At 64.0% G+C, this 23,338-nt stretch carries 16 protein-coding genes; 8 read left to right on the top strand and 8 right to left on the bottom strand.

The annotated features are described in order from the left end of the window. Positions 1-28 precede the first annotated feature (28 nt). A complete protein-coding gene (gene rtcR, locus NV401_RS18075; RefSeq protein ID WP_261295855.1) occupies positions 29-1,621 on the bottom strand; it encodes an RNA repair transcriptional activator RtcR in 1,593 nt (530 codons plus the stop codon). 276 nt (positions 1,622-1,897) lie between these two features. Here rtcR and NV401_RS18070 point away from each other — a divergent pair, with 276 nt between their 5' ends. The 7 genes from NV401_RS18070 to NV401_RS18040 all read left to right on the top strand — a co-directional run bounded on the left by NV401_RS18070 (position 1,898) and on the right by NV401_RS18040 (position 11,744). Continuing rightward, complete coding sequence (locus NV401_RS18070; RefSeq protein WP_261295854.1) at positions 1,898-3,448, top strand: vWA domain-containing protein; 1,551 nt, start codon at positions 1,898-1,900, stop codon at positions 3,446-3,448. A gap of 728 nt (positions 3,449-4,176) precedes the next feature. Beyond that, positions 4,177-5,403 carry an RtcB family protein gene (locus tag NV401_RS18065; protein ID WP_261295853.1) on the top strand — a complete coding sequence of 409 codons (1,227 nt, stop codon included), beginning with the start codon at positions 4,177-4,179 and terminating at the stop codon, positions 5,401-5,403. Positions 5,404-5,435: 32 nt separating this feature from the next. Continuing rightward, a complete protein-coding gene (locus tag NV401_RS18060) occupies positions 5,436-5,918 on the top strand; it encodes a hypothetical protein (RefSeq protein WP_261295852.1) in 483 nt (160 codons plus the stop codon). Then, on the top strand, positions 5,915-6,931 hold the full coding sequence (gene rtcA, locus NV401_RS18055) for an RNA 3'-terminal phosphate cyclase (protein ID WP_261295851.1): 1,017 nt from the start codon (positions 5,915-5,917) through the stop codon (positions 6,929-6,931). The genes NV401_RS18060 and rtcA overlap by 4 nt, the downstream gene beginning before the upstream one ends. Before the next feature lie 718 nt (positions 6,932-7,649). After that, entirely contained in the window at positions 7,650-9,167 is a 1,518-nt protein-coding gene (locus NV401_RS18050) for an ATP-binding protein (RefSeq protein ID WP_261295850.1), read from the top strand. A gap of 498 nt (positions 9,168-9,665) precedes the next feature. Beyond that, positions 9,666-9,992 (top strand): hypothetical protein, encoded by a 327-nt coding sequence (locus tag NV401_RS18045; protein WP_261295849.1) that lies wholly within the window; start codon positions 9,666-9,668, stop codon positions 9,990-9,992. Between the two features lie 390 nt (positions 9,993-10,382). Continuing rightward, positions 10,383-11,744: a hypothetical protein gene (locus tag NV401_RS18040; protein ID WP_261295848.1), complete on the top strand. Its 1,362-nt coding sequence runs from the start codon at positions 10,383-10,385 to the stop codon at positions 11,742-11,744. A 65-nt stretch (positions 11,745-11,809) separates the two neighbouring features. On the opposite strand, the gene NV401_RS18035 is transcribed toward NV401_RS18040, so the two are convergent. Both NV401_RS18035 and NV401_RS18030 read right to left on the bottom strand, forming a co-directional pair. After that, a complete protein-coding gene (locus NV401_RS18035) occupies positions 11,810-12,715 on the bottom strand; it encodes an ROK family protein (RefSeq protein ID WP_261295847.1) in 906 nt (301 codons plus the stop codon). Beyond that, positions 12,712-13,884: a glycoside hydrolase family 68 protein gene (locus NV401_RS18030; RefSeq protein WP_261295846.1), complete on the bottom strand. Its 1,173-nt coding sequence runs from the start codon at positions 13,882-13,884 to the stop codon at positions 12,712-12,714. The genes NV401_RS18035 and NV401_RS18030 overlap by 4 nt, the downstream gene beginning before the upstream one ends. 321 nt (positions 13,885-14,205) lie before the next feature. On the opposite strand from NV401_RS18030, the gene NV401_RS18025 reads away from it, so the two are divergent. Next, positions 14,206-15,210, top strand: coding sequence for an alpha/beta hydrolase (locus tag NV401_RS18025; protein ID WP_261295845.1), 1,005 nt, complete (start codon positions 14,206-14,208; stop codon positions 15,208-15,210). Between the two features lie 307 nt (positions 15,211-15,517). Here NV401_RS18025 and NV401_RS18020 read toward each other — a convergent pair whose 3' ends face one another. The 5 genes from NV401_RS18020 to NV401_RS18000 form a co-directional block, all read right to left on the bottom strand. After that, on the bottom strand, positions 15,518-16,786 hold the full coding sequence (locus NV401_RS18020; protein ID WP_261295844.1) for an MFS transporter: 1,269 nt from the start codon (positions 16,784-16,786) through the stop codon (positions 15,518-15,520). Between the two features lie 122 nt (positions 16,787-16,908). Next, positions 16,909-19,200 (bottom strand): TonB-dependent receptor, encoded by a 2,292-nt coding sequence (locus NV401_RS18015; RefSeq protein ID WP_261295843.1) that lies wholly within the window; start codon positions 19,198-19,200, stop codon positions 16,909-16,911. 46 nt (positions 19,201-19,246) lie between these two features. Next, positions 19,247-20,341, bottom strand: a complete 1,095-nt coding sequence (locus NV401_RS18010) for an alpha/beta hydrolase (RefSeq protein WP_261295842.1) — start codon at positions 20,339-20,341, stop codon at positions 19,247-19,249. Between the two features lie 112 nt (positions 20,342-20,453). Beyond that, positions 20,454-21,458, bottom strand: a complete 1,005-nt coding sequence (locus NV401_RS18005; RefSeq protein ID WP_315369933.1) for a LacI family DNA-binding transcriptional regulator — start codon at positions 21,456-21,458, stop codon at positions 20,454-20,456. A gap of 95 nt (positions 21,459-21,553) precedes the next feature. Further along, on the bottom strand, positions 21,554-23,044 hold the full coding sequence (locus tag NV401_RS18000) for an SGNH/GDSL hydrolase family protein (RefSeq protein WP_261295841.1): 1,491 nt from the start codon (positions 23,042-23,044) through the stop codon (positions 21,554-21,556). Positions 23,045-23,338 lie beyond the last annotated feature (294 nt).

The raw sequence follows: 23,338 nt of genomic DNA, 5'->3' as shown, positions 1-23,338 counted from the left end.
CGGTCGGTCGTCAAATCCGCGCTCTAACCTAGCCTTGAGAAACCGAGCTCCAGTCCAATCCGAACCGGGCGAGGTATTTCTTGAGCCGGTCGGCGTCATTGGCGGTGCTACGCCGCGCTCGTGAGACAGAAAATAGCGAGCGGCCGGCTTCGGAAAGCGAGCGACTGTTGCGGCAGATGCGGATCGTCTCGGCCAGCTGGACGCGGTCGAACGGGTCGATCTCGGCGAGCGCGGCGTCATCCAGGAGTTCGGCCAACACCCCTGCGCCATCGTCCGTCTGCGCCGACCACAGCCGCTGCAGCCGCACAATCTCGGCATTGACGCAGTCCATGTCGATGCGCCCCTTTGGCGAGAGCGTCGCCATGCGCGTCACGCTGGCGGCCAAGTCGCGGAAGTTGCCGGGCCAGCGTGCATCGGGCGCCGTCGCGAACGCCAGATAGCGTTGGCGCGCCTCCTTGTTGAAGCTGGCGCGGTCGCCTTCGCGCTCGGCGAAGCGGTCAAGTTCGTACTCGAGATTGGGCTCGATATCCTCGCGCCGATCGGCGAGGCCGGGGAGCGTGAAGGTCCACAGGTTGAGCCGCGCATAGAGATCGTCGCGAAATGCGCCGGCTGCGACGGCTTCCCCCAGGTCGCGGTTGGTGCCGGCGATCAGCTGGAACTCGGACGCCGCTTCCTTGTCTGAGCCCACCGGCAAGAAGCGCTTGTCCTCTATTGCGCGGAGAATCATCGCTTGTTCGTCCAAGCCCAGTTCGCCGATCTCATCGAGGAACAGCATACCCTTGTCGGCGGCACGCAGCAGCCCCGGGCGATCCGCGACGGCACCCGTGAAGGCGCCCTTGCGGTGGCCGAACAGCGCGGACATCGCGCCGTCGCCTTTCAGCGTTGCGCAGTTCACCTCGACGAACGGCCCGGCGACTTGATGCTTCGATTTCTTGAGCTCGTAAATGCGGCGCGCCAGCAGGCTCTTGCCCGCACCCGTCGGCCCCATCAGTAGGATCGGGGCCTTGGATCGCAGCGCCACGCGCTCGATTTCGTCGATCATGCGGTTGAAGGCGGCATTGCGCGTATCGATGCCGGATTTGAGGAAGGACGCGCTTTCCGCACTCGCGACGGCAAACCGCGTTGCGATACTGTCGTAGCGTGAGAGGTCGAGGTCGATCGTGTTCCAGGTGCCTGCCGGGTTGATCGATCCGCGCTCCGGCTGCGTCTGCAACAGCCTCCCTGGTAAATAGCGCGCCTCGGTCAGCAGGAAGAGGCAGATCTGCGCGACGTGCGTCCCGGTGGTAATGTGGACGAGATAATCCTCGACCTCGGGATCGAATGGCTCGGCGCGGGCGAAGTCGAGCAGCTTGCCGTACACTTCCTCGAAATCCCACGGGTCCGTGAAGTCGAGCAAGCGCAGTTCGACCGTTGTCTCGGGCGAGACCGAGGCGATGTCTTCGGCGACATAGGCGGCAAGGCGACTGTGTGGGCTGCCGTGGATCAGGAGAAAGCGATCGACGCGCAGATCCTCGTGCATCGTTACGCCGACGCTTGGCCGCCACTTGTTCCAGCGCGACGGACCGAACTTGGCAGCGTCGAGCGTCGATCCCAAGAATCCAATGACGGTGCGTGGCTTCATCCTTATCCCATAAGATAAAATGCTATCGCGATCGATACAAATATTTGCGGTTTGTGAGGGGCACTTATTTCACAGTTCCGCCCATCCCGATAATATCATACGTAAAATCAGTATCTTAATGTTTTGTCGGGCGACGCAAAGAGCGACTGGCACGCCTCCTGCTGAGTGTCATGCATCGAGTGAGGCGATATTTCGGCCTTCTCGGTAGCGGACCGGACACGGGGCGGCTGGAATGCGCCAGCCGCCCCCGAACGGCAGAATTCGAGGAGTTGGACAATGGCCAACAAGGGACTTTTCGCCTCGGCAGTCGCCAGGCTGATGCAGCCACGGCCTGATGCCGTGAACCGTGAGGGCGCACCGGCCTATGCCTATGGCCCCGAGGCGAAGCTGGCGCAGCTTGCTGCCACGGGAACGCTGGCGGATACTTTCTATGGCGCTGCCGAGATGCAGCTTGCCGATGTGCTGGAGGCAGCCAAGGCAGTCGATCCGTATTTCGTGGCGCAAGCTGCGATCTACGCTCGCAAGTCAGGCGCGATGAAGGACATGCCGGCGGTGCTGGCGGCGTACCTCACGGTCGCCGATCCCGATCTGGCGGTGCCGGTCTTCGGGCGCGTGATCGACAACGGGCGGATGCTGCGGAACTTCGTGGCAATCATGCGGTCGGGGCAGGCCGGGCGGACGTCGCTCGGCACGCGGCCGAAGCGGTTGGTTCAGCGCTGGCTGGAGCAGGCGTCGATGGCGGAGCTGATGGCGGCGGCGACGGGCAAGGATCCGAGCCTCGCCGACATCGTCCGGATGGTTCACCCCAAGCCGGCCGATGCCACGCGCAAGGCCTTCTATGGCTGGTTGATCGGACGTCCTTATGACGTCGCCGCTCTGCCCGCCGAGATCGCCGCGTTCGAGGCCTGGAAGGCGGATGCTTCCCTGCCGCTGCCGCCGGTGCCGTTCGAATGGCTCACCGCGTTTCCGCTGACTGCGGAAAATTGGGCCGAGCTGGCGACGCGAATCGGGTGGCAGGCGCTGCGGATGAACCTCAACACGCTGGCGCGTAACGGGGCGTTCGGCGTTGTGGGGGTCACCGAAGCGGTTGCGGCTCGGCTCGCCGACCCTGCGGCGCTCGCGAAGGTCGGGCCGATGCCCTATCAGTTGATGGTGGCATTGGGTCAGGTCGGCGAGGGCGTGCCGCTCAAGGTCCAGGCGGCGCTCGAGGACGCGCTCGAGCAATCGCTCGCAGCGGTGCCGCTGGTGCTTGGCCGCGTGGTGGTCTGCCCCGACGTGTCGGGATCGATGAAGTCGCCGGCGACGGGCTACCGCAAGGGGGCTTCGTCCACGGTACGCTGCATCGATGTCGCGGCGCTGGTCACAGCGGCAATGCTGCGGACCAATCGTGATGCGCGCGTGATGCCGTTCGAGCAGTCGGTCGTGAAGCTTAAGCTCGATGCCAAGGCCCGCGTCGCCGTGAATGCGGCGAAGCTGGCGGCGGTCGGCGGGGGCGGGACAAATGTCTCGGCACCGCTGGCGATGCTGAACGCGGAACGGGCTAGTGTCGATCTGGTGGTGATCGTCTCCGACAATGAGTCGTGGGTCGATGACACTCGGCACGGGTCGACGGCAACGATGGCGGAGTGGGACAAGCTGAAGCGCCGGAATCCGGACGCCAGGCTCGTCTGCGTCGACATCCAGCCATACGGGACGACGCAGGCACAGAGCCGGGCGGACATCCTGAACGTCGGGGGCTTCTCCGACGCCGTGTTCGACACGATTGCGCGCTTCGCCGCTGGCGAAACGCGCGACTGGGTCGAAATCATCAAGCAGACGGAGGTATGAACTAAGGGTCGTGGCGAATGCAGGTGGGACTACACCTCCACAGACAGGTCCGACGAGTAAAGCGCCTCAGCGCCGGCAACGGACTGAGGAGATGCGGGTTCGAATCCCGCCGCTGGAACGTAGCTTAAGGACCGCCGTCTCACCGTTCCTCGTCGCCACGGCCCAACGAATATCATGGCGAATGCCGGGAAGGACTACACTACGAATGCGGGGGTCGCGGGTCCAAATCCCGCCTGCTCGAAAGAGTGGTAGCTCAGTCTGGATAGAGCACCGGTCCTTTAGGGGACGGTCTTTCCCAACTCTCGTCGCCGTGGACGAGATCAACATGGCGAATGCCTGACGGACTACATGCCTGTCACGCTCCAGATGCGGGTTCGAATCCCGCCGCGCCTTTGGGTGCGTAGCTCAACGGTAGAGCAGGAACGTCCGTCAAACACCTGGTCGCCATGACCGAACAATGCTGGCGAATGCCGGCGGGACTACATCGGTAAAGGCCGAAAGGCCGAGCGGTTCGAATCCGCCCCGGAGCAATCTGGGATGTCCCGCTTTACCTCGTCGCCAGCACCGAACCGAAAACGTCGGCGAATGCCGGCGGGACTACAGGTCAGAGCGCCTGCCGCAAGGCAGGAGGTCGGCGGTCCAACTCCGCCTCCAGGTGACTGGATAGCTCAGGGAAATGTCTCGCCAACCCTCGTCGCCGACACCATGATTATGATGAGGAGGTCGCGATGACCGAAGCACTGTATGATTACCAGCACGTCGAAGGCGGCGTGCCGATCAAGATGTGGACGCGGGGCGTACCGGTCGAAGACGGTGCGCGGGCGCAGCTTGCCCGCGCGGCGCAGATGCCGTTCGTGTTCAAGCATGTCGCGGTGATGCCCGACGTCCATATCGGCATCGGCGCGACCGTTGGCTCGGTGATTCCGACCAAGGGGGCGATCATCCCGGCGGCGGTCGGCGTCGACATCGGCTGCGGCATGATGGCGGCGCGGACCTCGCTGGTGGCAAGCGATCTGCCGGACAATCTGGAAGCGATCCGCTCCGCGATCGAACGCGCCGTGCCGCATGGCCGCGACGTGAAGCAGGGCAAGCGCGATCCCGGTTCGTGGGGTGACCCGCAGCCGGCGATCGTCGACGCCTGGGCGACGCTTGCGGAGCGTTTCGGGCGGATCGTCGCGAAATATCCGAAGCTCGCCAAGACCAACAACCTCGTGCACCTCGGGACGCTCGGCACCGGCAACCACTTTATCGAGCTGTGCCTCGATACGGAGCAGCGGGTGTGGATCATGCTGCACTCGGGCAGCCGCGGCGTGGGCAATGCGATCGGCACGTTCTTCATCGAACTGGCCAAGCAGGACATGCGCAAATGGTTCATCAACCTGCCCGACGAGGATCTCGCCTACTTCCCGGAAGGGACTGACCATTTCGACGATTATGTCGAGGCGGTCGGCTGGGCGCAGGACTTTGCGGCACTCAACCGGCGCACGATGATGACCAATGTCATCCGCGCGCTTCGGGGTCAGATCGCCAAGCCGTTCGACGCGGAGATGGAGGCGGTCAACTGCCACCATAACTACGTCCAGCGCGAGAACCACTTCGGCCAGAACGTGCTCGTCACCCGCAAGGGCGCGGTGCGCGCCGCAAAGGGCGTGATGGGGATCATCCCGGGTTCGATGGGCGCCAAGTCGTTCATCGTGCGTGGGCTGGGCAACCCGGAATCGTTCGACAGTTGCTCGCACGGTGCCGGTCGCGTGATGAGCCGGACGGCGGCCAAGAAGCTGGTGACGCTCGATGAGCACATCGCCGACACGGCGGGCGTCGTCTGCCGCAAGGACGAGGGCGTGATCGACGAGACGCCCAAGGCCTACAAGCCGATCGAAGCCGTGATGGCCGCGCAGGCGGACCTGGTCGAGATCGTCCACACCCTGAAGCAGGTGGTGTGCGTCAAGGGCTAGCCCTTGACGTGCACCGCCACCGGGAGGCCGTGATGGCCGAAGATGTCAGTGCATGGCGACAATCAGGCGCGATCTACATCTGGCGATATGCTGTACCGAAGCGCAATCGTAAAGGTTGGCATTTCTCTGCTGACCCGACTGGCTGCGCCTCGGTTGTCGATTTGATCGAGCGGATGACGGCTGCAGACGTCGCTTGCCACCGGACGCTTTCGCTTGCGCGCGTGTCAGCAGATATTTGGGGCGTGCCAAACTTTGGGCCGCCGAAGGCGGATCGGTTCGAGAAGTTGCGGATCAATTATCTTCCTGCGGCCAGCGATCTGACTCTGCTCGAAAATGAGGGCAGGCTAGATCTGACAATGGGCATGGAACTGTCGAATAGCCTGAAGGGCGCGTTTGTGGATGTTGGTATCGGGGACGGAGATTTCGGCATCGGTACGTCCGACAAGAAAAATGCCGAGACGTGGAGTTTCTGGTGGATGCCGCGCATCAATTGTCATGACGGGAAACGACTGTGATCATCATCGACGGATCGGAAGGCGAAGGCGGGGGGCAGATCGTGCGCAACGCGTGCGCGCTGTCGCTCGTCACCGGGCAGCCGTTCCGCATCACCAATGTCCGCGGGAAGCGCTCCAAGCCTGGCTTGATGCGTCAGCACGTCACCGCGATCGAGGCGGCGCTTGCCGTCGGCGGGGTGCATGCCGAAGGTGTTTCGGTAGGATCGTCGGAGATTGCCTTCACGCCCGGCCGAGTCACGCCGGGCGAGTATCGGTTCGCGGTCGGCACCGCTGGTAGCACCAGCCTGGTCTTCCAGACCCTGCTGATGCCGCTGCTGCTTGCCGACGCTCCTTCGCGGCTGGTGCTGGAGGGTGGTACGCACAACATGCTCGCACCGCCGTTCGATTTCATGGCGCGGGTGTTCGTGCCCGTCGTGCGGCGCATGGGCGGGCAGGTCGAGATGCGGTTGACGCGGCACGGCTTCTACCCGCGCGGCGGCGGCCGGATCGAGGTGGACATCGCACCCGGCAAGCTCGCGCCCATCGATTGCCTTGATCGCGGGGCGTTGCAGTCGGTCTCGGCGACCGCGATGTTCGCCGCGCTCGCGTTCGACATTGCCGAGCGTGAGATCAAGACCGCGCGGAGGCTTCTGCCGGACTGGCCAGAAGACGCCTTCGCCGTGCGGGAGCTTCCTGCCGAGCAAGGCCCCGGCAACGCGCTGCTGCTGGAGGCGGCGTTCGAACATGGCGCCGAGATCGTCACCGGTTTCGGCAAGCTCGGCGTATCAGCGGAATCGCTTGCGAAGACCGCCGCGCAACGCATGGCGGGTTTCCTCGCCACCGATGCGTTCGCGGGGCCGTATCTGGCAGACCAGCTGTTGATGCCGTTCGCGCTTGCAGGCGGTGGCAGCTTCACCACGGTCAAGTTCAGTCAGCACAGCCTGACGGCGGCGAATATTATCGAGCGCTTCACGGGGCGCCGCACTACCTTCGCGGTACGGGAAGGGGAGTCCAACCTCGTCACGATACGATAGTTGTCGCGGCGGCGCTTTTGCGGTAACGGCGTCGCCGCGGACACTTTCACGTGTTTGCATCGGAGATATGCATTGCTGGCCATTACAACCATTCGGGGCGTCGCGCCCGCCGGTTTTCAGCCCTTCTCGTAAGCGTCCCACGACGCTGCGGCCGGGCGGGATCACCCGCGGCCGCGTTTCGAAACATCTGAAATTCGAAAGAGCCTGACAGGCGCGCTTTGTCGCGTCCGGTCGAGGCCGGTGGGACATCATGGACGAACATCATATCGTCCGGAGCATCTTGCTCCGGATCGGTCGCGGCATGCCCGCAACCACATCGATCGCCAAGGCGGTCACCGAATGGGCGCAGCCGCACGCTGACTGGCTCCTCGCAGGCGAAAATCCGGAGGGCGAGCTTGGCTGGGACGCGTTGCTCAAAGGCATTGCGTGCGCCGAGGCTGGAGAAAAAACGCCGCCACAGGCGCTACGCCTCGCGGTCGAACTCGCGCGCCGACTTGGGCTCGGGGCGGTCGATAGCGCACTGCTCGAACTGATGGTCGCTTGCGACCGGTTCCAGCGCGTATCGTCGCTGGCCGAGATCGCGGCGCGGCACGGGCGCGACTTGCCAACCCTGCTCGGGATACTGGCGGGGGCGGACCCGCAGGACGCCGAGCGCGCGGTGCGGCAAAGCCCGGTGCTGCGCCTGGGCTTGGTCGGCTTCGTCTCCGATTGGCAGGGCGTGGTCGAGATCGACATCCGCTGGCCGCTCGAGCGCTTGCTCGACCGCGCGCCTGCATCGGGTGCCGAGATGATCGACGTGCTGGTTGGCGCGCGCCAGACGGCAACGCTGACGCTCGATGACTTTGTCCACGTTGCCGATGCCGCCTTCCTCGTGCGCCTCCTGCGCGGCGCCGTGAGCGAACGCGCGGCCGGCATCAACATCCTCATTCACGGACCGCCCGGCACCGGAAAGACCGAACTCGCCCGGACGCTGGCGGCGGCGGCGGGCGTCGAGATGCGCAGTGTCGCCGAGGCCGACGAGGACGATAACGAGCCCACGCGCCGGGAACGGGTCGGTGCGCTGCGGCTTGCGCAACGCTTGCTCGGCCCGCGCGGCGATGCGGCGCTGCTGTTCGACGAGATGGAAGATCTGATCGGTGACAGCCAGCGTTCCGACGGCGACTGGTTCTCGCGGCGCGAAGGCAGCAAGGTGTTCGTCAACCGGATGCTGGAAACCAATGCCGTGCCGGTGATCTGGACGACCAATGCGATCGGCAATATCGACGATGCGATCCTGCGGCGGATGAGCTTTGTGCTGAAGCTCGGCGCGCCGCCGCGGCGGACGGCGTTGCGGATGCTGGACCGGATCGCGCGCGACGAGGGCGTGCAGCCCGGTGATGGATTCGTTGGCCTGATCGACCGCGCCCCGGAAACCGCATCCGTTTTGCGCGTGGCGGCGCGTGCGGCGCGGCTGGCCGACGACGGGGACGGCGGCGTCCGCGCAGCGACGGCGCTTGTCCGGGCGTTGCGCGGTGCCGAGTTGCCGCTTGACAGCCCCGGCGCGCTCGATCTCGAACTGTTCGAAACCGATCGCCCGCTCGCACCGCTGTTCGCCGCGATGCGCGATAGCGAAACGCCTGACGTGTCGCTGTTGCTCACTGGTCCGCCGGGGACGGGCAAAACCGCGCTCGCGCATCACCTGGCCCGCGCGCTAGATCGGCCCTTGATCGTGAAGCGTGCTTCCGATCTGCTGTCCAAATGGGTCGGCGAGACCGAAGCACAGATTGCCGAAGCGTTCGCCGAAGCGCGACGGCAGGAGGGCGTGCTGCTGTTCGACGAAGCGGATTCGTTGCTGTTTGACAGGACGCGGGCGCATAATAGCTGGGAGGTCGGGCAGGTGAACGAGTTGCTCACCTGGCTGGACCGGCATCCACTGCCGGTGGTCGCGGCAACCAATCATCCGGACTCGCTCGATCCGGCGACGCTGCGGCGTTTTGTTTTCAAGCTGGATTTACGGCCGCTGGGACGGGAGCGGGCGGCGCGTGCCTTCGTTCGCTTCTTCCACTGCACCGCGCCGAAGAGTTTGGCAGAGGTGACCAACCTGACCCCGGGCGATTTTGCCGTGGTTGCACGTCAGCTTCGCCATGCCCCGGCGCTTGATACGTACGACATTGTCGATCGGCTTCGGTACGAAAGCTTGGTGAAACCAGAACGATCTGGACGGGTCGGTTTTGATCTGGGTGGCAGTTCTCGGTGATAGCGCTCGTTGCGACACTATGACTGCGCTGACGCGGTCGCCGCCGAAGATCTGCCAAGCCGCAAGCGGCCCAGGACCTGTCGTTCCGCGGTGCCGGTCTGGCGGACGTCGGCTCCTCGCGAGGTATGCCCTTCGAATTGTCGCGGGGACGGCAGAAAAGTCCCCGATTCACGTCGTCCCCAAGGCTAATATCCGCGTATGGAGCAGGGCAGACTGCCACATGAACAGATGACTATTTTGGGAAGCGCTGAGATGATCGCGAATGTCAAAAATTGGGTCGTGACTGCCGCGGCAGGCAACGACCAGCTCAAGACATTCAGCGTCGTTGATGTGAGCGTCGGCTTTTAATGAAACTCGTCATTCGGGGCGCGCAAGCCGGCTGATTGGCTTGCGCCCATTTCGCGATGTTCATGTCTATAACGACGCATTCTAAAATCTGCCGCTGCTCCATTTCGCTGCGAAGGGCGCGACTCAGCTTACAGTTCCTAGACCACTTATATGATCCAGGAAGATGCGAACCCGTTCCGGCAATGTTTCCGATCGCCCAACATAAACGGCGTGGAAGGCCTCCGTCGCCGGCAGAAATACGCCGGGCAACAGCTCTATCAGTCGACCTTCGGCGAGGTCTGTGCGGATCGTGAAGCCTGCAAGCCGCGCAGGGGCCACGCCTGCGAGCGCGAGTCGTCGGATATCGGGCAAGCAGCGCCTAAACGGTCTTTCGTTCATGTGGGCGAGCCGGGTGCCGAGCGACCGTTGAATGTTGAAAGCGGTGATTACGCTTTCGCGTTAGCGATCGCGGTAAGTTGGCGTTCGTTCAGCGGGTAAATACGAGGGCTGCACGGCCCGTCTGGATGGAATCCGGACTGACTGCATTCTTGTACATCAATGACTTACCCGGACGTTCGTTTTGGTACTGGTCCGTCCGTTAAACCTTTAAACCCATGCCGCTGAATCCTTGGTCCGGGGGTTCCCGAAGGCACCCTACCTCTCGGTGGCGTACATCGTTCGATCAACAGCAGAACACTGTTGCGTTCGACAACCCCGCCGATTATCTCATAGCAATCGATTGCAAACAAGCTTGCCGCGATAGGCGGAGGCAGAGAGGATGATGGATGCGCGCCGCGCCTGAAACGCTGTCACGATACTCTGCCCAACCAGGCATGATTTCGATGCTCTCCAGCCTCTACTTCATCAGTTGAACACAGGAAGACAGCCATGAAATTTCAACTCTATACGGCGCTTGCCGTCGTATTGTGCGGGCCGGCTACTGCTTCCATGGCGCAAGGCGCACCAATGGCTGGTGCGCTAAAGGTCGGCGCCGCCAAAGTGGATGTGACGCCGGCCGGCGCGGATATGCCCAAGAACATGCTTGGCGTACTTGATCCGATCAATGTACGCGCCATCGTCTTGGATGACGGAAAGACGCGCGCGGCGATGGTCACCGTGGATGCCGGTGCGGTCGGGACGGACACCTGGCAGCGGGTGAGCGCGCGCGCTGCGCGCGAGCTGCGCATTCCCGCGACGCAATTCCTGCTGACCGCGACGCACACGCACAGCGCGCCGTGGCTGCGCGGCGATGCATATGAAGGCAAGATCTTCGAAGCGGTGCGCAAGGCGGCGGCCGCGATGAGGCCGGCGCGGATGGCGTACGGCACCGGCGTTTCGTACATCAACGTGAACCGCAACATCATCGATCCGCAGACGCATCGCTGGTGGGAAGGCCCGAATTACGATGGCCCGTCCGACAAGACGGTGGCGGTTGTGCGGTTCGAAACGCCGGCCGGCGCGCCGATCGCGATCTATTACAATTACGGCGTGCATGCCGTGCTGACCGGAAATCTGGATATGATCAGCGCCGATCTGCCCGGGGCGGCATCGAACTATATCGAGGACTCGCTCGGGGGGGATGCGGTGGCGGTCTATTCGAATGGCGCGGCGGGCGATCAGAACCCGATCTTCTTCCAGCAGACCTATGATCTGCGCGCGATCCGCATCGCCGATTACGCCAAGCGTGGCGAGGATATCAGCAACGCGATGCCGCCGGGCGGGACGGGAATGGATCGCAACAATCCGCGCGTCGCCACGCTGATGAAGCAGCAGAAACAGATGGCGCTGTCGATGGGGCAGATGCTGGGCGAAGAAGTGCTGCACGTCGCGCGCGCCAGCCTTGAACGGCCGGTGACCGAGGCGCGGATCGCGGGCGCGCAGAAGACGGTGACCTGCCCGGGGCGGAAACGGCTCGATCAGGGCCGCGCGGGCTATGCCGGCACGTATCAGGATGCCGATCCGATCGACCTGCGGCTGAGCCTGCTCAAGATCGGCGATACGGTGATCGGCGGCGTGAACGGCGAGGTGTTCACCACGATCGCGCAACGCTTCAAGCGGGAATCGCCGTTCAAGCACACGATGATGACCACGCTGACCAACGGCATGGCGGGATCGGGTTATATCCCCAACGATGCGGCGTTCGCGTACAATACGTTCGAAGTGGTGTCGTCGAAGCTGAAGCCTGGTTGCGCGGAGACAGCGATCGTCGATGGGTTGCTGGATCTGATCGACACGGTCGACGCCAAGTAAGGCCTGCGGTTGACGTCGCCACCACGGGGTGGCGACGGGAAATGCTGCTCGTCATGCGCTGAACCTCAGCGGCCGGCCGCGTTCAGTGCCGCCTGGGCCAGGGCGATCGCCCCCAGCGGTCCCGCTTCGGTGCCCAATCCGGCCAATTGGAGGATCTGTTCGGCGCTGCCGGTATAAAGGAATGGCAGATAGGTGCCGAGCCGATCGACCACCATCTCGCGCACCCATGGCAGCAGGAACGGGCGCGAGAGGATTACGCTGCCGCCAAAGAGGATGCGCTGTGCCGCGGTGGTGAGCAGGATTGTGCCGCACAATTCGGCGATGTCCGCCGCGACGTGCCGCCATACGGGATGCGTATCGGCTGCGTAGGCGGGATCCATACCAAACCGGTCGCGAAGCGCCGAGCCGCAGACCAGCCCTTCGATGCAATCGCCATGGAACGAGCAACTGCCGGAAAACGTGTCGCCGATCGTGCGCCGCAGCCGAAGATGCCCGATTTCGGGATGCATCGCGCCGTGCACCGCGCGGCCATTGATCAGCACGCCGCCGCCCAGCCCCGTGCCGATAGTGACATAGCACAGGCTGGTGCATTGCCCGCCCGCGCCCCAATGATATTCGGCCAGCGCGGCGCCGTTCACATCGGTATCGATCCGCCACGGACAGGCCAGCCCATCGGTCAGCGTGGCTGCGACTGTCGCACCGGTCCAGCCGGGCTTTGGCGTGGCCAGGATGTGACCGAAATCAGGATGTGCGGGATCGAGCTGGATCGGCCCGAACGAGGCGATGCCGAGCGCGGCGAACGGCGCCTCGGCAAGCCAGCGATCAAGTTGCGCGCGCAACGCCGGCAGCGTCTGGCCCGGCGCAACGGTGGGGATGACGCGGCGATCGATAATCCGGTTGCCCTCAGCGATCACCGCGATCGCCTTGGTGCCGCCCAGTTCAATCCCGGCGAAACGCGTCGTCGCGTTCACGCCAGCCCCGTCAGCCCGGCGCTGTCGCCGTCCAGCCGCAACCGCAGCATTGGTGCGAAGGTTGCGCCGAAACGCTTGGCATCGGCATCCTTGCCATCGCTGCCCCAGGCATCGATGAAGCTCGTCACCTGCAGATCGGGCAGGACGAGCCAGCTATACGCCTGTTTCGGGGCTTCGGACGGATTGGCGAACACCAGCCCGGTGCCGTTGAGCGGGCGCCAGCCGTCGCTCAGCCGCTCGGAGACCATGCCGTACAGACCGGTGGGGCCGACCGGGCCAACGGGATCGAACACATGCGTCTGGGTGGACCAGAACAGGTAATATAACCCGTCGTGCAAGATGACATGGGGCCGCTCCAGCTCGTTGTTCAGCGTATCGGCGCTGATCAGCGGGGGCTGGATCTGCCAATGCTCCAGCGCATCGTCACGCGCGATTGCGCTGCCCACGGCACCGTTGAAGGCCGATGACGAGCCGGCCAGGGAAGCGGCGAAGAAGATATGGTGGCTGCCGTCCATGGGGTCGCGAAAATAGGCCGGATCGCGGTAGGCCTTGATCGTGCCGACCGCGCCGGTACCGGCATCGCTGGCCATGTAGTGCGCCGGATCGCGCGCGATGATCTCCTGCAGCGCGCGCCAGTCGATCAGGCGATATCCCTGATCGGTGTAGGCGAGCGTGGCCTCGGCGCGGAACAGCCGCTGTTCGAATGTCGGTGTGGCTTCGCCGCGTCGCCCGGTGGCGGTGAAGAACAGGATCAGCGATGTGCGATCCGGTGCGAGCAATGCCGAGCCGGACCATTCGCGACTGCCCGGCGAAAATCCGTCGGCAAGCGCCGGGCCGAGATGTTTCCATCCACCCGCGTCGCGCGACAGCAAATGGATCCGCGCATGGCCGTGGCGCGCCTCGGGGTCGGGGAATTGCGGCGCGCCCAGCGCCATCCACAATGTCACGTCACCGTCGAGCACCGCGGGCGTCCCGTCGGCATTCTGGATCGGCCAGGCATCCCAAATATCAAGATCTGCCGTGACGGGGACGACATGTTCGGCACCGATCAACGGGGCGGCGTCGTGGCGAATGTCACCGATCGCGCGGACTTGCTCGGTCGTCCAGCGGCCAGGGGCGGATATGCCGGGAACGGGGGAAGCCGACGATCGGGTCAACGTGCGGTCCATCCCGATGTGTTGGAACTGCTGCGCGCGATCATCGACGCGACGGCGGCGACCTGCTGCCAATTGCGGCCTGCGCCAATATGCCGGACCAATGCCATCCCTCCATTCATCTTATAGTCGCTTCTCTATCGAGAAGCGATCGCATTCACAATCGATTGCACGTGCTTCGCTGGATTTCAACGTGATTACGGCAGCAGCAACCGATCTTCGCTAAAGGATCCGCAATCGATTGTGGATAAGGCTCGGATTCGTATGGCGCAACGGATCTTATCGTGGCAACCGTGTCGCCAGCAGAGCGTGGTGATCGCGCCGGGAGAGGTGAGCATGAAATCGGATCTCGAACGTCTGGGCGTGCCGATCGGGCGGCGATCGTTTCTCACCGCCGCGGCCGGCCTGGCGAGCCTTGGCGTGGTGACGCAGGCGCAGGCGCAGCAATTCCCCAAATTGCCGCCGATGCCCAAATCCTGGATCGATGCCGAGCAGATTTCCTTGTGGCCCGATGGTCCGCCGACCAATGGCTTTGCGGCCAAACCGCTGCCGCCGGGCTGGCCCGACATCATGGTGCGCAACATCGAGCGCCCGGTGCTGCGCGTGTTCCGACCGGCGACGTCTAACGGCCGCGCGCTGCTGGTCATGCCGGGCGGCGCCTATACGTTCGTATCGATCCTTAACGAAGGCGTTGATGTGGCGCGCACGATGACCGCGCGGGGCTATACCGTGTTCGTGCTGACCTATCGTTTGCCCGACGAGGGCTGGAAGGGGCGCGAAGATGTGCCGCTGCAGGACGCGCAGCGGGCGATCCGCATGATCCGTGCGCAGGCCGGGCGGTACGGCTACGGCGCCGACATGGTCGCGGCGGTCGGCTTTTCGGCGGGCGGCCATCTGGGTGCCACGCTCGCAACCGACTTTGCCCAGCCGGTGTATAGACCGCGCGATGCGACCGATGCGCTGGATGCACGGCCGACGGCAATGGGGCTGATCTATCCCGTGATCAGCGTCACCGCACCGATAACGCACACCGAATCGGCGATGCGATTGCTGGGCAATGCACCAACCGCCGATCTGGTCGCGCGGCGGTCCCCGGCGTCGCATGTCGGCGCGGACACGCCGCCGGTCTTTTTGGTCCATGCGCTAGATGACTCGGCGGTGCCGGCCGAGAACAGCCTGATCATGATGCGCGCTATGCAAGCCGCCAAACGGCCGGTTGAAGTGCATCTGTTCGAAGAAGGCGGTCACGGCTTCGGGCTTGGTCCGGCCGACAAGCCCTGTGGGCGATGGTCGACGCTGTTTGCCGCCTGGCTCGATCGGCACTTCGCGGCCAAAGGCTGAGTCCAGCGAGCGCGGTAAAAGCGTATCTTCACCACGGGGCGGCTGAGCGCCGCATAACAGCGGGTGCGTTGCAGCCTTGGCAATATCCGGGCGGATGTGCAGCGACCGTACGCGCCGACAAGGGCCGTCTTTCAAGCCGTCATCGGCAACGCAGGCATCGAGCACAGCCGTTGCGCACCCCCACGAGACCCTTGTCGCTGAACGACGCGGCCAACGCAACGCGGGGCAGGGCGAAGCCCGGTGCGTCCGCATCGCGTTGCGCGGTTGACCTTGTTGGCGCACATCGACCTCACAAGACAGGCGAGATCTAGCGTTCCGCAGGCGCCGTCAGTTCGGCACCGCCCTGTGCCCCGTAATCGTCGACGTCGCGCGCGGCGAGCGTTGCCGCAAACGGCGCACGGGCGACGTTCCAACCGCACAGCGCGGCAAGCAAGCTGGCGAAGACCGCGCCGAGCACCAGGCTGTACGCGCTGTCGCCGAGCCAGTCGCCGAGCGCGCCCATCGCCATCGGCGCGAACACGGCGCTGAGGCAGGTGAAGAACAGCAGCAGCCCGGCAATCGATCCGTGGCGGCCCTTGTCGTAACAACTGATCCCGGTGGAATTGATCGTCGGGTACAGCACAGACATGAACAGCCCGGTGGCGGGCAGCGCGAAGATCGCCACTTCACGCCCGCCGAGCACCGCGACCCACAGCAGCAGCGCCATCGCCGCGCTGCACGCCAGCAGCACGGTGGCCCAGTCGAGCCGCGCCAACAGCCATACGCCCAGGAACCGGCCGACCGCGCGAAGGACGAAGAAGATCGAGACCACATACGCAGCGAGCCAGGTCCACGACCCCGAATAATCGGCTAGATAGGTCGGCGCCCAGACATAGATCGCCGCCTCCGCGCCGACATACAGCATCAGCGCGCCGCCGAAGAACCGTGCCGCGGGATCGCCCGCCATGCGGATCGCTTCGCTGGCCTGAGCCGGTTCGGCGCGTGTCACGATCGGGCGGGGAAAGCGCGCAAAGGCCGATCCGAGGACGAGCAGCCCGCACAGCATCGCGGCGATCAGATAGACCCATTTCCAGCTCGCGCCGGTGTGCAGCATGTACGCCACGATCGCCGGGCCGGCGATCGCGCCGATGCCGAAAAAACCCTCGATCAGGTTCATCGTGCGCGCATGTTCGCGGGTGGAGCGGGAGAGATCGCCGATCAGCGCGAGCGCGCCGGCCTTGAAGATGCCGATGCCGAGCCCGGAAATGAACAGCAGGACGACGAAGAACAGGAAATTGTGCCCCGCGGCGAACAAGGCGGAACTGGCGCCGAACAGGCACAGGCCGATCAGGATCGTCGCCTTGCGCCCAATGCGATCGGCCAGGAAGCCAAGCGCGATCGCGGAAATGCCGATCCCCGACATGGTGGCATATTGGAACGATCCGCCTGCGGTCAGGCCAAGCCGGAATTCGCGGATCACCTCCGGAATGACCGTGCCGACCGAGTCCGTGGTCATCGCGAACATTGCGAACATGAGAAACACTAGTGCCTTGAGCAGCGTTGTGCCGCCTTCTGCGGTGGCTTGGCTGTCCGTCACGCTTTCCGCTCCTTGATGGCCATCCGGCATACCCTGATTGTCGCGCGGCGGCGCGCGCTCGTTGTTCCCGCATGGCGTTTCGTGGCGACGGTGGGCGATATCGTGCCCACCGTCGCGCCGCTTTAGCGCGGGTTCAGGCGGAAGCGCAGCCCGATGGTGCGCGGCGTGGGGCCGGAGCCGGATAGCGGTCCAGTCGTGCCGATGAACGTCGGCCCACGCTCGTCGGCGAGGTTGTTGCCGACCAAAGCAAGTTCCCAGTCGTCATGACGGACGCCCATCGTCAGGCCGACCAGATTATAGGGGCGCGCCGTATTGCCGTTGGTTTGGATACGGTCCCCGCTATGGCTGAACGACAGGTTGCCGAAACCCTCGAAGTCGGGGGCGATATCGCGACTGTAATTGACGTCGATGCGATAATTGTTGTCGAGCGTGTTGAGCAAGCGCGCGCCTGGGCGCAGCAAGGGTTGTGCCGCCGCGACCGTCGCGTTGACCGTATCATATTTGCTGTCGTTGATGTTGCCGACGAAGCCGAGGTTGAGCCCCTCGAGCGGCGTGCGCCAATGCACTTCCAGATCGATCCCCTTGGTGGTCGCGTCACCGAAATTGGCATAGCCGTTGACGTTGTCGATACCGCCGGTGACCGAGGTCTGGAGATCGGTATATTCGAGCTGGTAGAGATTGAGGCCGACGGTCAAGGCGCGGCTCGGACTGCGCCATTTCAGGCCGAATTCGTAATTCTTCGTCGATTCGGGGTCGAGCGCCACGCCGACCGGGACGCCGGCCAGCGCGAGCGATTCGACCTGCACGCGCGACTGCACGATGCCGGGGCGGAATCCGGTCGAAGCAGACACGAACATCGTCAGGTCGTCGCTTGGGAGGTAGGAGAGATTGAGGCGCCACGTGCGCACGCTCTCGGTGGTCGGTACCGTGGCCGTTGCGTCGACGAAAGCGCGATCGTCGTGATAGGTGCGCAAGCCAACTAGCGGTACAAGCTTGCCGTCGAACAGATCGTAGCTGAGCTCGCCGAACGCTGCGTAATTTTTGGTGGTTGTATTGTTGTCGGCATTGATCACCACGGCAGGGAGCGTGAGCGTATTGACCTGCGGGCCGCTGCCATTCTGATACGAGCCACCGATCACCCAGTGGAAGGGCCCGGCGCCGTTGGAGTTGACGCGCAGCTCTTGCGCAAACATTTTGGGCAGAAACTGGCTGGAGAACGATCCTGCGGGCGACAGCGGAATGTTGATTCCGAATTCGCCTTTCAAATAGCTGGTCGCACTGGTGACGCTGAATGCCTTGAAGTCGACGGTACCCGTCAGGCTCAACAGTGTGAAATCACCGTTGGAAAAGCCATCCTGCCCTGCGGTATTTTCGAAATAGGGCGGCTTGACCGACGCCGTAAAGCCGGTGAAGTTTTGCCGCGGCCGGAAATTCCAGTATTGCGCGCGAATAGTAACGTTATCCGCCGGCCGGGCCAGCACGACGACGCGCAGATCGTCGTTCTTCGCGGAGTTTACGTCCTTCTGGTCAGGCGTTCCGTCAAAGGCACCGAAATAGGCATCAGCCCAACCGGACTCGCGCGAAAAACCGCCGCTGACGCGGACCGCCAACACGTCCTTGATGATCGGCACGGAAATCGCGCCGGCAAGACCGTAATTCAGTCCGCCGGCCCCGACCGTTTTCGATGATTCCGCCTCGAACGCGTAATCGATCCTTTTGAGGTTCGGATCGCGCGTGTGAAAGATGAACACGCCGCCCGACGAGCCCTGCCCGTAAAGCGTGCCCTGTGGCCCACGCAGGACTTCGACGCGCTGGATGTCGATGAAGCGTACCGGCGGCGCAATGCCGAAATTAGTGACAATGAACGGCGCGTCATCGAGATAATAGCCGATCGGTGAATCGCCATTCTGGGTAACGGCGCCACGCAGATTGTAAAAGCGCGAGCCGTTCGACTGCCGGAAGCCCTCCGATGCGCCCGGCACGCTGGAGACCAGATCACCGACCGTGGTGATGTTACGTTCCTTCAGCTCTTCGCCGCTGAACGCCTGGATCGCGAGTGGTACACTCTGCAATGTCTGCGCGCCGGATTTGGAGGCTGTCACGACGATGTCCTGCCCTTCGTCGGGTCGAGCGTCCGCTTGGTCGGTGGGCTCAGGTGTCTCAGTGGTCGCGGTCTGTGCCGATGCCGCCGACGCCAGCAGGCTGCCGGCAAGTGCGATCATCGCAACGGTGCTGCGAAGCTTTATCATCATCCCTCTCCCTGTCTTTTTTATAATTTCAATCGATTGCATAAACGCGACTAGCTTGATCGTCAAGCAAACCGGGAGCTCAATATGCCAACGGTCTTCTATGGGGGGCGAGATCAATGCAATCGTTTGCTGCCACGCATCGGGCGTGCCGGGAATTCTAGCCAAGTGGCCGGCTTGCCGGGGGGCGATCCCGGCAAATCCCGCCTGTTCGCTATTTGGCTGTGCGGGCGAACGCGCGGCGCAGCGCTTCTATCTTGGCGCCGGTGAACTGCTTGGCTTGCGGGCTGTCGGGTGCCAACTGATCGAAGCCGTGGAAGGCGCCCGGGACGACCAGCAGCTCGACCGGCACGCCGGCATCGTTCAGCCGATGCGCATAGTCGATATCCTCGCCGGCGAACAAATCCACCCCGCCGACTTCGATGAACGCGGGCGGCAATCCGGCCAGGCTCTCGGTGCGTGCGGGGACGGCGCGGGCAGGGACCGACGCGGTGCCGGGCTGTTGCCCGAGAAAGGCGCGCCAGCCATATTGGTTTTCCGACGCGCTCCAGCCGACCGTGGCGATATGCGCGGGTGCCTTCACTACGCCGCCGGTGCGATCGTCGAGCATCGGATAGACCAATGCCTGGAACAGGATCGGGAATTCGCCGCGGTCGCGCGCGGTGATGGCGAGCAAGGCGGCATGGCCGCCGCCGGCGCTTTCGCCGGTCAGTGCGATGCGGCTGCGATCGAGCCCGAGCGCCGCGGCATTGCCGTTCATCCAGCGCAGCCCGGCATAGTTATCCTCGATCGATCCGGTGAAATCGGTTTCGGGCGCGAGGCGGTATTCGACCGTGACGATCACGCAATCGAGTTCGCGTGCGATGTCCTGCAAGCGGCGGATGTCGGTCGCGGCGGTGCCGAGGATGAAGCCGCCGCCATGCGTGTGCAGGATTCCGGGACGGCTGGTGCCGGCTTTCGCGTTGATCACGAACACTTTCACCTGCGGTGCGCCCTTGGGCCCCGGAATCATCTGTTCGCTGACGGGCACATCGGCCTGCCGCTCGGCCGGCGGCGGGCCGGCGGGCCGATTGCGCGATGCGAGCACCATCTTTTCATCGATGTTGCCCATCATCTTGGAGAATCCCATCGCCTTGCGCGCGGCTTCCTGCAACTCGGGCGCTATCGGCCGCAACTTGGCAGCGTCGTCCGATGACGGTGCGGCGGTGGTGGTGGGCTCGGGCGCGGCTATTTGGGCTTGAGCGCCGGTAGCGACCAACGACAGCGCCAGCGCAGCGAGGCCGCTATACCCGTTAATTTTTCTCGTCATCATCGCTCTCCCGGGTCTTCGTTGCCTCATCCCCGTCCTTTATCGGCGCGTGGCATGGCTTTCACTGTACGGGGGGCATCGTATTAGCAATCGATTGCAAGTCAATCCACGTTCAGGTGCTTCCCCGCACGATCAGTTCGGGATTGAGGATCGTGGATCCAGTGGTCTCGCCCGCGATACGCTTCATCAGGCTGCCGACCAGATGCGCGGCGCCCGCCGCGATATTCTGCCGTACGGTAGAGAGCGGCGGCGCGCTGGTGCGGGCGATGTACAGATCGTCATAGCCCACGACCTTGACGTCGCCGGGCACGGAGATACCGCGCGTCGCCAGCACCTGGATTGCGGTGAGCGCAATCAGATCGGAGGCGGCGAAGATGCCGTCGGGACGCACATCCGTCTGGCTCAGGAAATCATCGATATCCGAACCGCTGACTTCGGAGGCGAAGTGGGTCGGCGTATCTACCAGCACGATATCGTCGCGCGCGCGGATGGCGGCCTTGGCACCTTCCAGTCGCAGCGACGGCTCGATCGCCTGCGTGTTGCCTAAAAACACGATCCTCCGGCAGCCGCGCTCGATCAGATGCTGCGTGGCGATCCGGCCGCCGAGGTAATTGTCGGTGCCTACCGAACAATGGATCTGGCCCTGGACGAAGCCGCCCCATGCCACCAACGGCAGGTAATCGCCCGCGATGCGATCCAGCACCTCCGATTGATCGGACTGGCCGATGACGATGAAGCCATCGACGCGATCCGCATCGATCAGCTTGGATAGCCAATTGTCCTGATTGGGGATGACGCGTGACAGCACGAGATCGAAGCCGCGTTCCGAAAGCTCGTCGGCGAGATAGCCGATCAGCGTCATGAAGAACGGATCGGACAGATGCTGACCGCGATCATGGCCGAGCGGCACGACGACGCCGATCGCCCCGCGCTGCTTGGTGCGCAAGTTGCGCGCCAATGCGCTGGGACGGAAGTCATGCTTTTCGGCGAGCTTGCGGATCCGCTCCGACGTCTTGGAGTTGACCATGTTCTTGCCGGCCAGCGCGCGTGAAACGGTCGCCGCAGATACGCCAGCCAATTCGGCCAGATCATAGATAGTGCGGATTTTGCCGGCCAAACCCCATCTCCCAATAGCACGTCCGAGCGACAGGCTTGCTGCAACCGCTTTGCAACAAACCTCGATCGGTTGCAATATGGAGCGACCGCGTGGCCTTACTGCGTGAAGATGGCGAGGTCGATCGCCGCCGCCATCGCCGCATTGCCAGCATCGTTGGGATGGACGTGATCGCCCGGGTCGAATGCGGGGTTGAGGCGGGTGGCTCGCGCCGGATCGCGCACCGCAGCGTCGAAATCGATCACGGCGTCGAACTTGCCACTGTCACGGATCCAGCCGTTCAGTGTCTGGCGCAATGCCTCCGTCTTTGCGCTGTATAGCCAAAGGCCTTCGGTCGGTGTGATGGTGGCGCCAGCGACCTTGATGCCGTGGCCATGCGCCTGATCGATGAACTGCGTATAGGCGGCGATCAGTTGCTCGGCCGTGACTGCCTCGCTGGCGGGGATGCCGGGAATTGCCGCGAAATTGATGTCGTTGATCCCCTCGAGCAACACTGCCCAACGCACGCCGGGTCGCGCCAGTACGTCGCGGTCGAAGCGGGCGAGCGCGGAGAGACCGGCGCCATCACGACGCACCCGGTTGCCCGAGATCCCCATATTGATGACTGATAACCCGCGTGTGCGCGGATCGTGTTGCAAGCGATCGGCGAGAAGATCGGGCCAGGCGCGCGCGGTATTCGGCGTAGTGCCATACCCATCGGTAATGGAATCGCCGAACGTGACGATCGCGCCGGATGTCTCAGGCGCTTGCATCTCGAGACCGGTCAGCCAGAAGTAGGACCGGTTGGTTTCCGCGCCAGGCAGGCTGGCATCGCTGGTGCGGTCGCCCTTCGCCACATAGGTCGTGCGCAACCCCAGCGGATGCAGCGTGTTGACCGCCGTCTCACCTGCCAGGTGGATCGAGACCGCAAGCAGATCGAGCGCTGCGACATCAAGCCGCACGGGGTCGCTAATCGCCATCGTGCCCGGCTGGATAACCACCGACGGCTGCCCGGCAAAGTTGATGGCGCGATCGGTGGTCGTGGTAATGGCACCTCCAGCGGCACTCTTTGCCAGGCGCGCCTGCGCGATCGTAACGGGCTCGCCGCCCGATGCATTGGAGAATTGCACGCGCAACAGGCTACCGCCGATTGTCGGACGGACGACCATCCGGATCGTCTGATCGGCGAGCTTTTCAGGCGTGGGCACAATCGGGGAGGGGGCGGCCGGCGGGGGCGGTGCGGGCCTGGTGCCGCCCGCCGGGGGCGGCGGGATCCGCGGGGGCGGCATCGGTGCGAGCTGCTGCGCCGTGCCCCATGCGCTTACCCAGCGATCGCGTGCGATCGCCGTCGTTGCACTAGCCAAGCAAATCGTGGCGAGTAGCAATGCTGTGCCCCGGCCGATCGCCGGGTAATTGAGCCCCCCGGACATGGATCTCTGGTCCCCCCGCAGGAGGGGGGGAGCAAGCCGGCGCGCGACTACGTCGGCAGCCCCAGCGGGCTGCGTTCGCAGGATAATAAGCGAAGAGTCGCTTAGATCTCGCTTGTTCGGGAGAACGTCACCGCATTTGTCAGTCACATGCCGGCGGCCGATCGCCGTGGTGGCCGTCATTCCCCGTTCCTCATCAGTTGACGCGAGGGCGGAGGCCCGTCGTCCGCGGCCATGGTCAAACGGGCAGCGTTGGCCAAGTGACAGAATCTAGTGACCCCCGCCCGGGAGGCCGGAGCAGCTGCGAGCCGGACTAGTCGGAACGCTGTCATGCTTTCCTCCCTAAAATAGCTGTCGCTTGTTGCGCAATCGATTGCGATTGGGGTATCATTGGTTCGTGTGGAGGGCAAGCAATGGTTGCCCGGGCCGGCCAGCTCCACTGTGCGTCGGTAGTAGTCGCATCGGAAATACCCGCGA

The organism is Sphingomonas hylomeconis (assembly GCF_025370105.1).
GTDB classification, from domain to species: Bacteria; Pseudomonadota; Alphaproteobacteria; order Sphingomonadales; family Sphingomonadaceae; genus Sphingomonas; species Sphingomonas hylomeconis.
This window is presented reverse-complemented; position numbering and strand designations above follow the sequence as displayed.

What these genes read in the sequence shown, in the direction of transcription:
- NV401_RS18000 (WP_261295841.1), bottom strand. Translation starts at nt 23,044, where the DNA reads ATGACGGCCACCACGGCGATCGGCCGCCGGCATGTGACTGACAAATGC.
- NV401_RS18045 (WP_261295849.1), top strand. Translation starts at nt 9,666, where the DNA reads ATGATCCAGGAAGATGCGAACCCGTTCCGGCAATGTTTCCGATCGCCC.
- NV401_RS18070 (WP_261295854.1), top strand. Translation starts at nt 1,898, where the DNA reads ATGGCCAACAAGGGACTTTTCGCCTCGGCAGTCGCCAGGCTGATGCAG.
- NV401_RS18065 (WP_261295853.1), top strand. Translation starts at nt 4,177, where the DNA reads ATGACCGAAGCACTGTATGATTACCAGCACGTCGAAGGCGGCGTGCCG.
- NV401_RS18040 (WP_261295848.1), top strand. Translation starts at nt 10,383, where the DNA reads ATGAAATTTCAACTCTATACGGCGCTTGCCGTCGTATTGTGCGGGCCG.
- NV401_RS18025 (WP_261295845.1), top strand. Translation starts at nt 14,206, where the DNA reads ATGAAATCGGATCTCGAACGTCTGGGCGTGCCGATCGGGCGGCGATCG.
- NV401_RS18010 (WP_261295842.1), bottom strand. Translation starts at nt 20,341, where the DNA reads ATGACGAGAAAAATTAACGGGTATAGCGGCCTCGCTGCGCTGGCGCTG.
- rtcR (WP_261295855.1), bottom strand. Translation starts at nt 1,621, where the DNA reads ATGAAGCCACGCACCGTCATTGGATTCTTGGGATCGACGCTCGACGCT.
- NV401_RS18060 (WP_261295852.1), top strand. Translation starts at nt 5,436, where the DNA reads ATGGCCGAAGATGTCAGTGCATGGCGACAATCAGGCGCGATCTACATC.
- NV401_RS18030 (WP_261295846.1), bottom strand. Translation starts at nt 13,884, where the DNA reads ATGGACCGCACGTTGACCCGATCGTCGGCTTCCCCCGTTCCCGGCATA.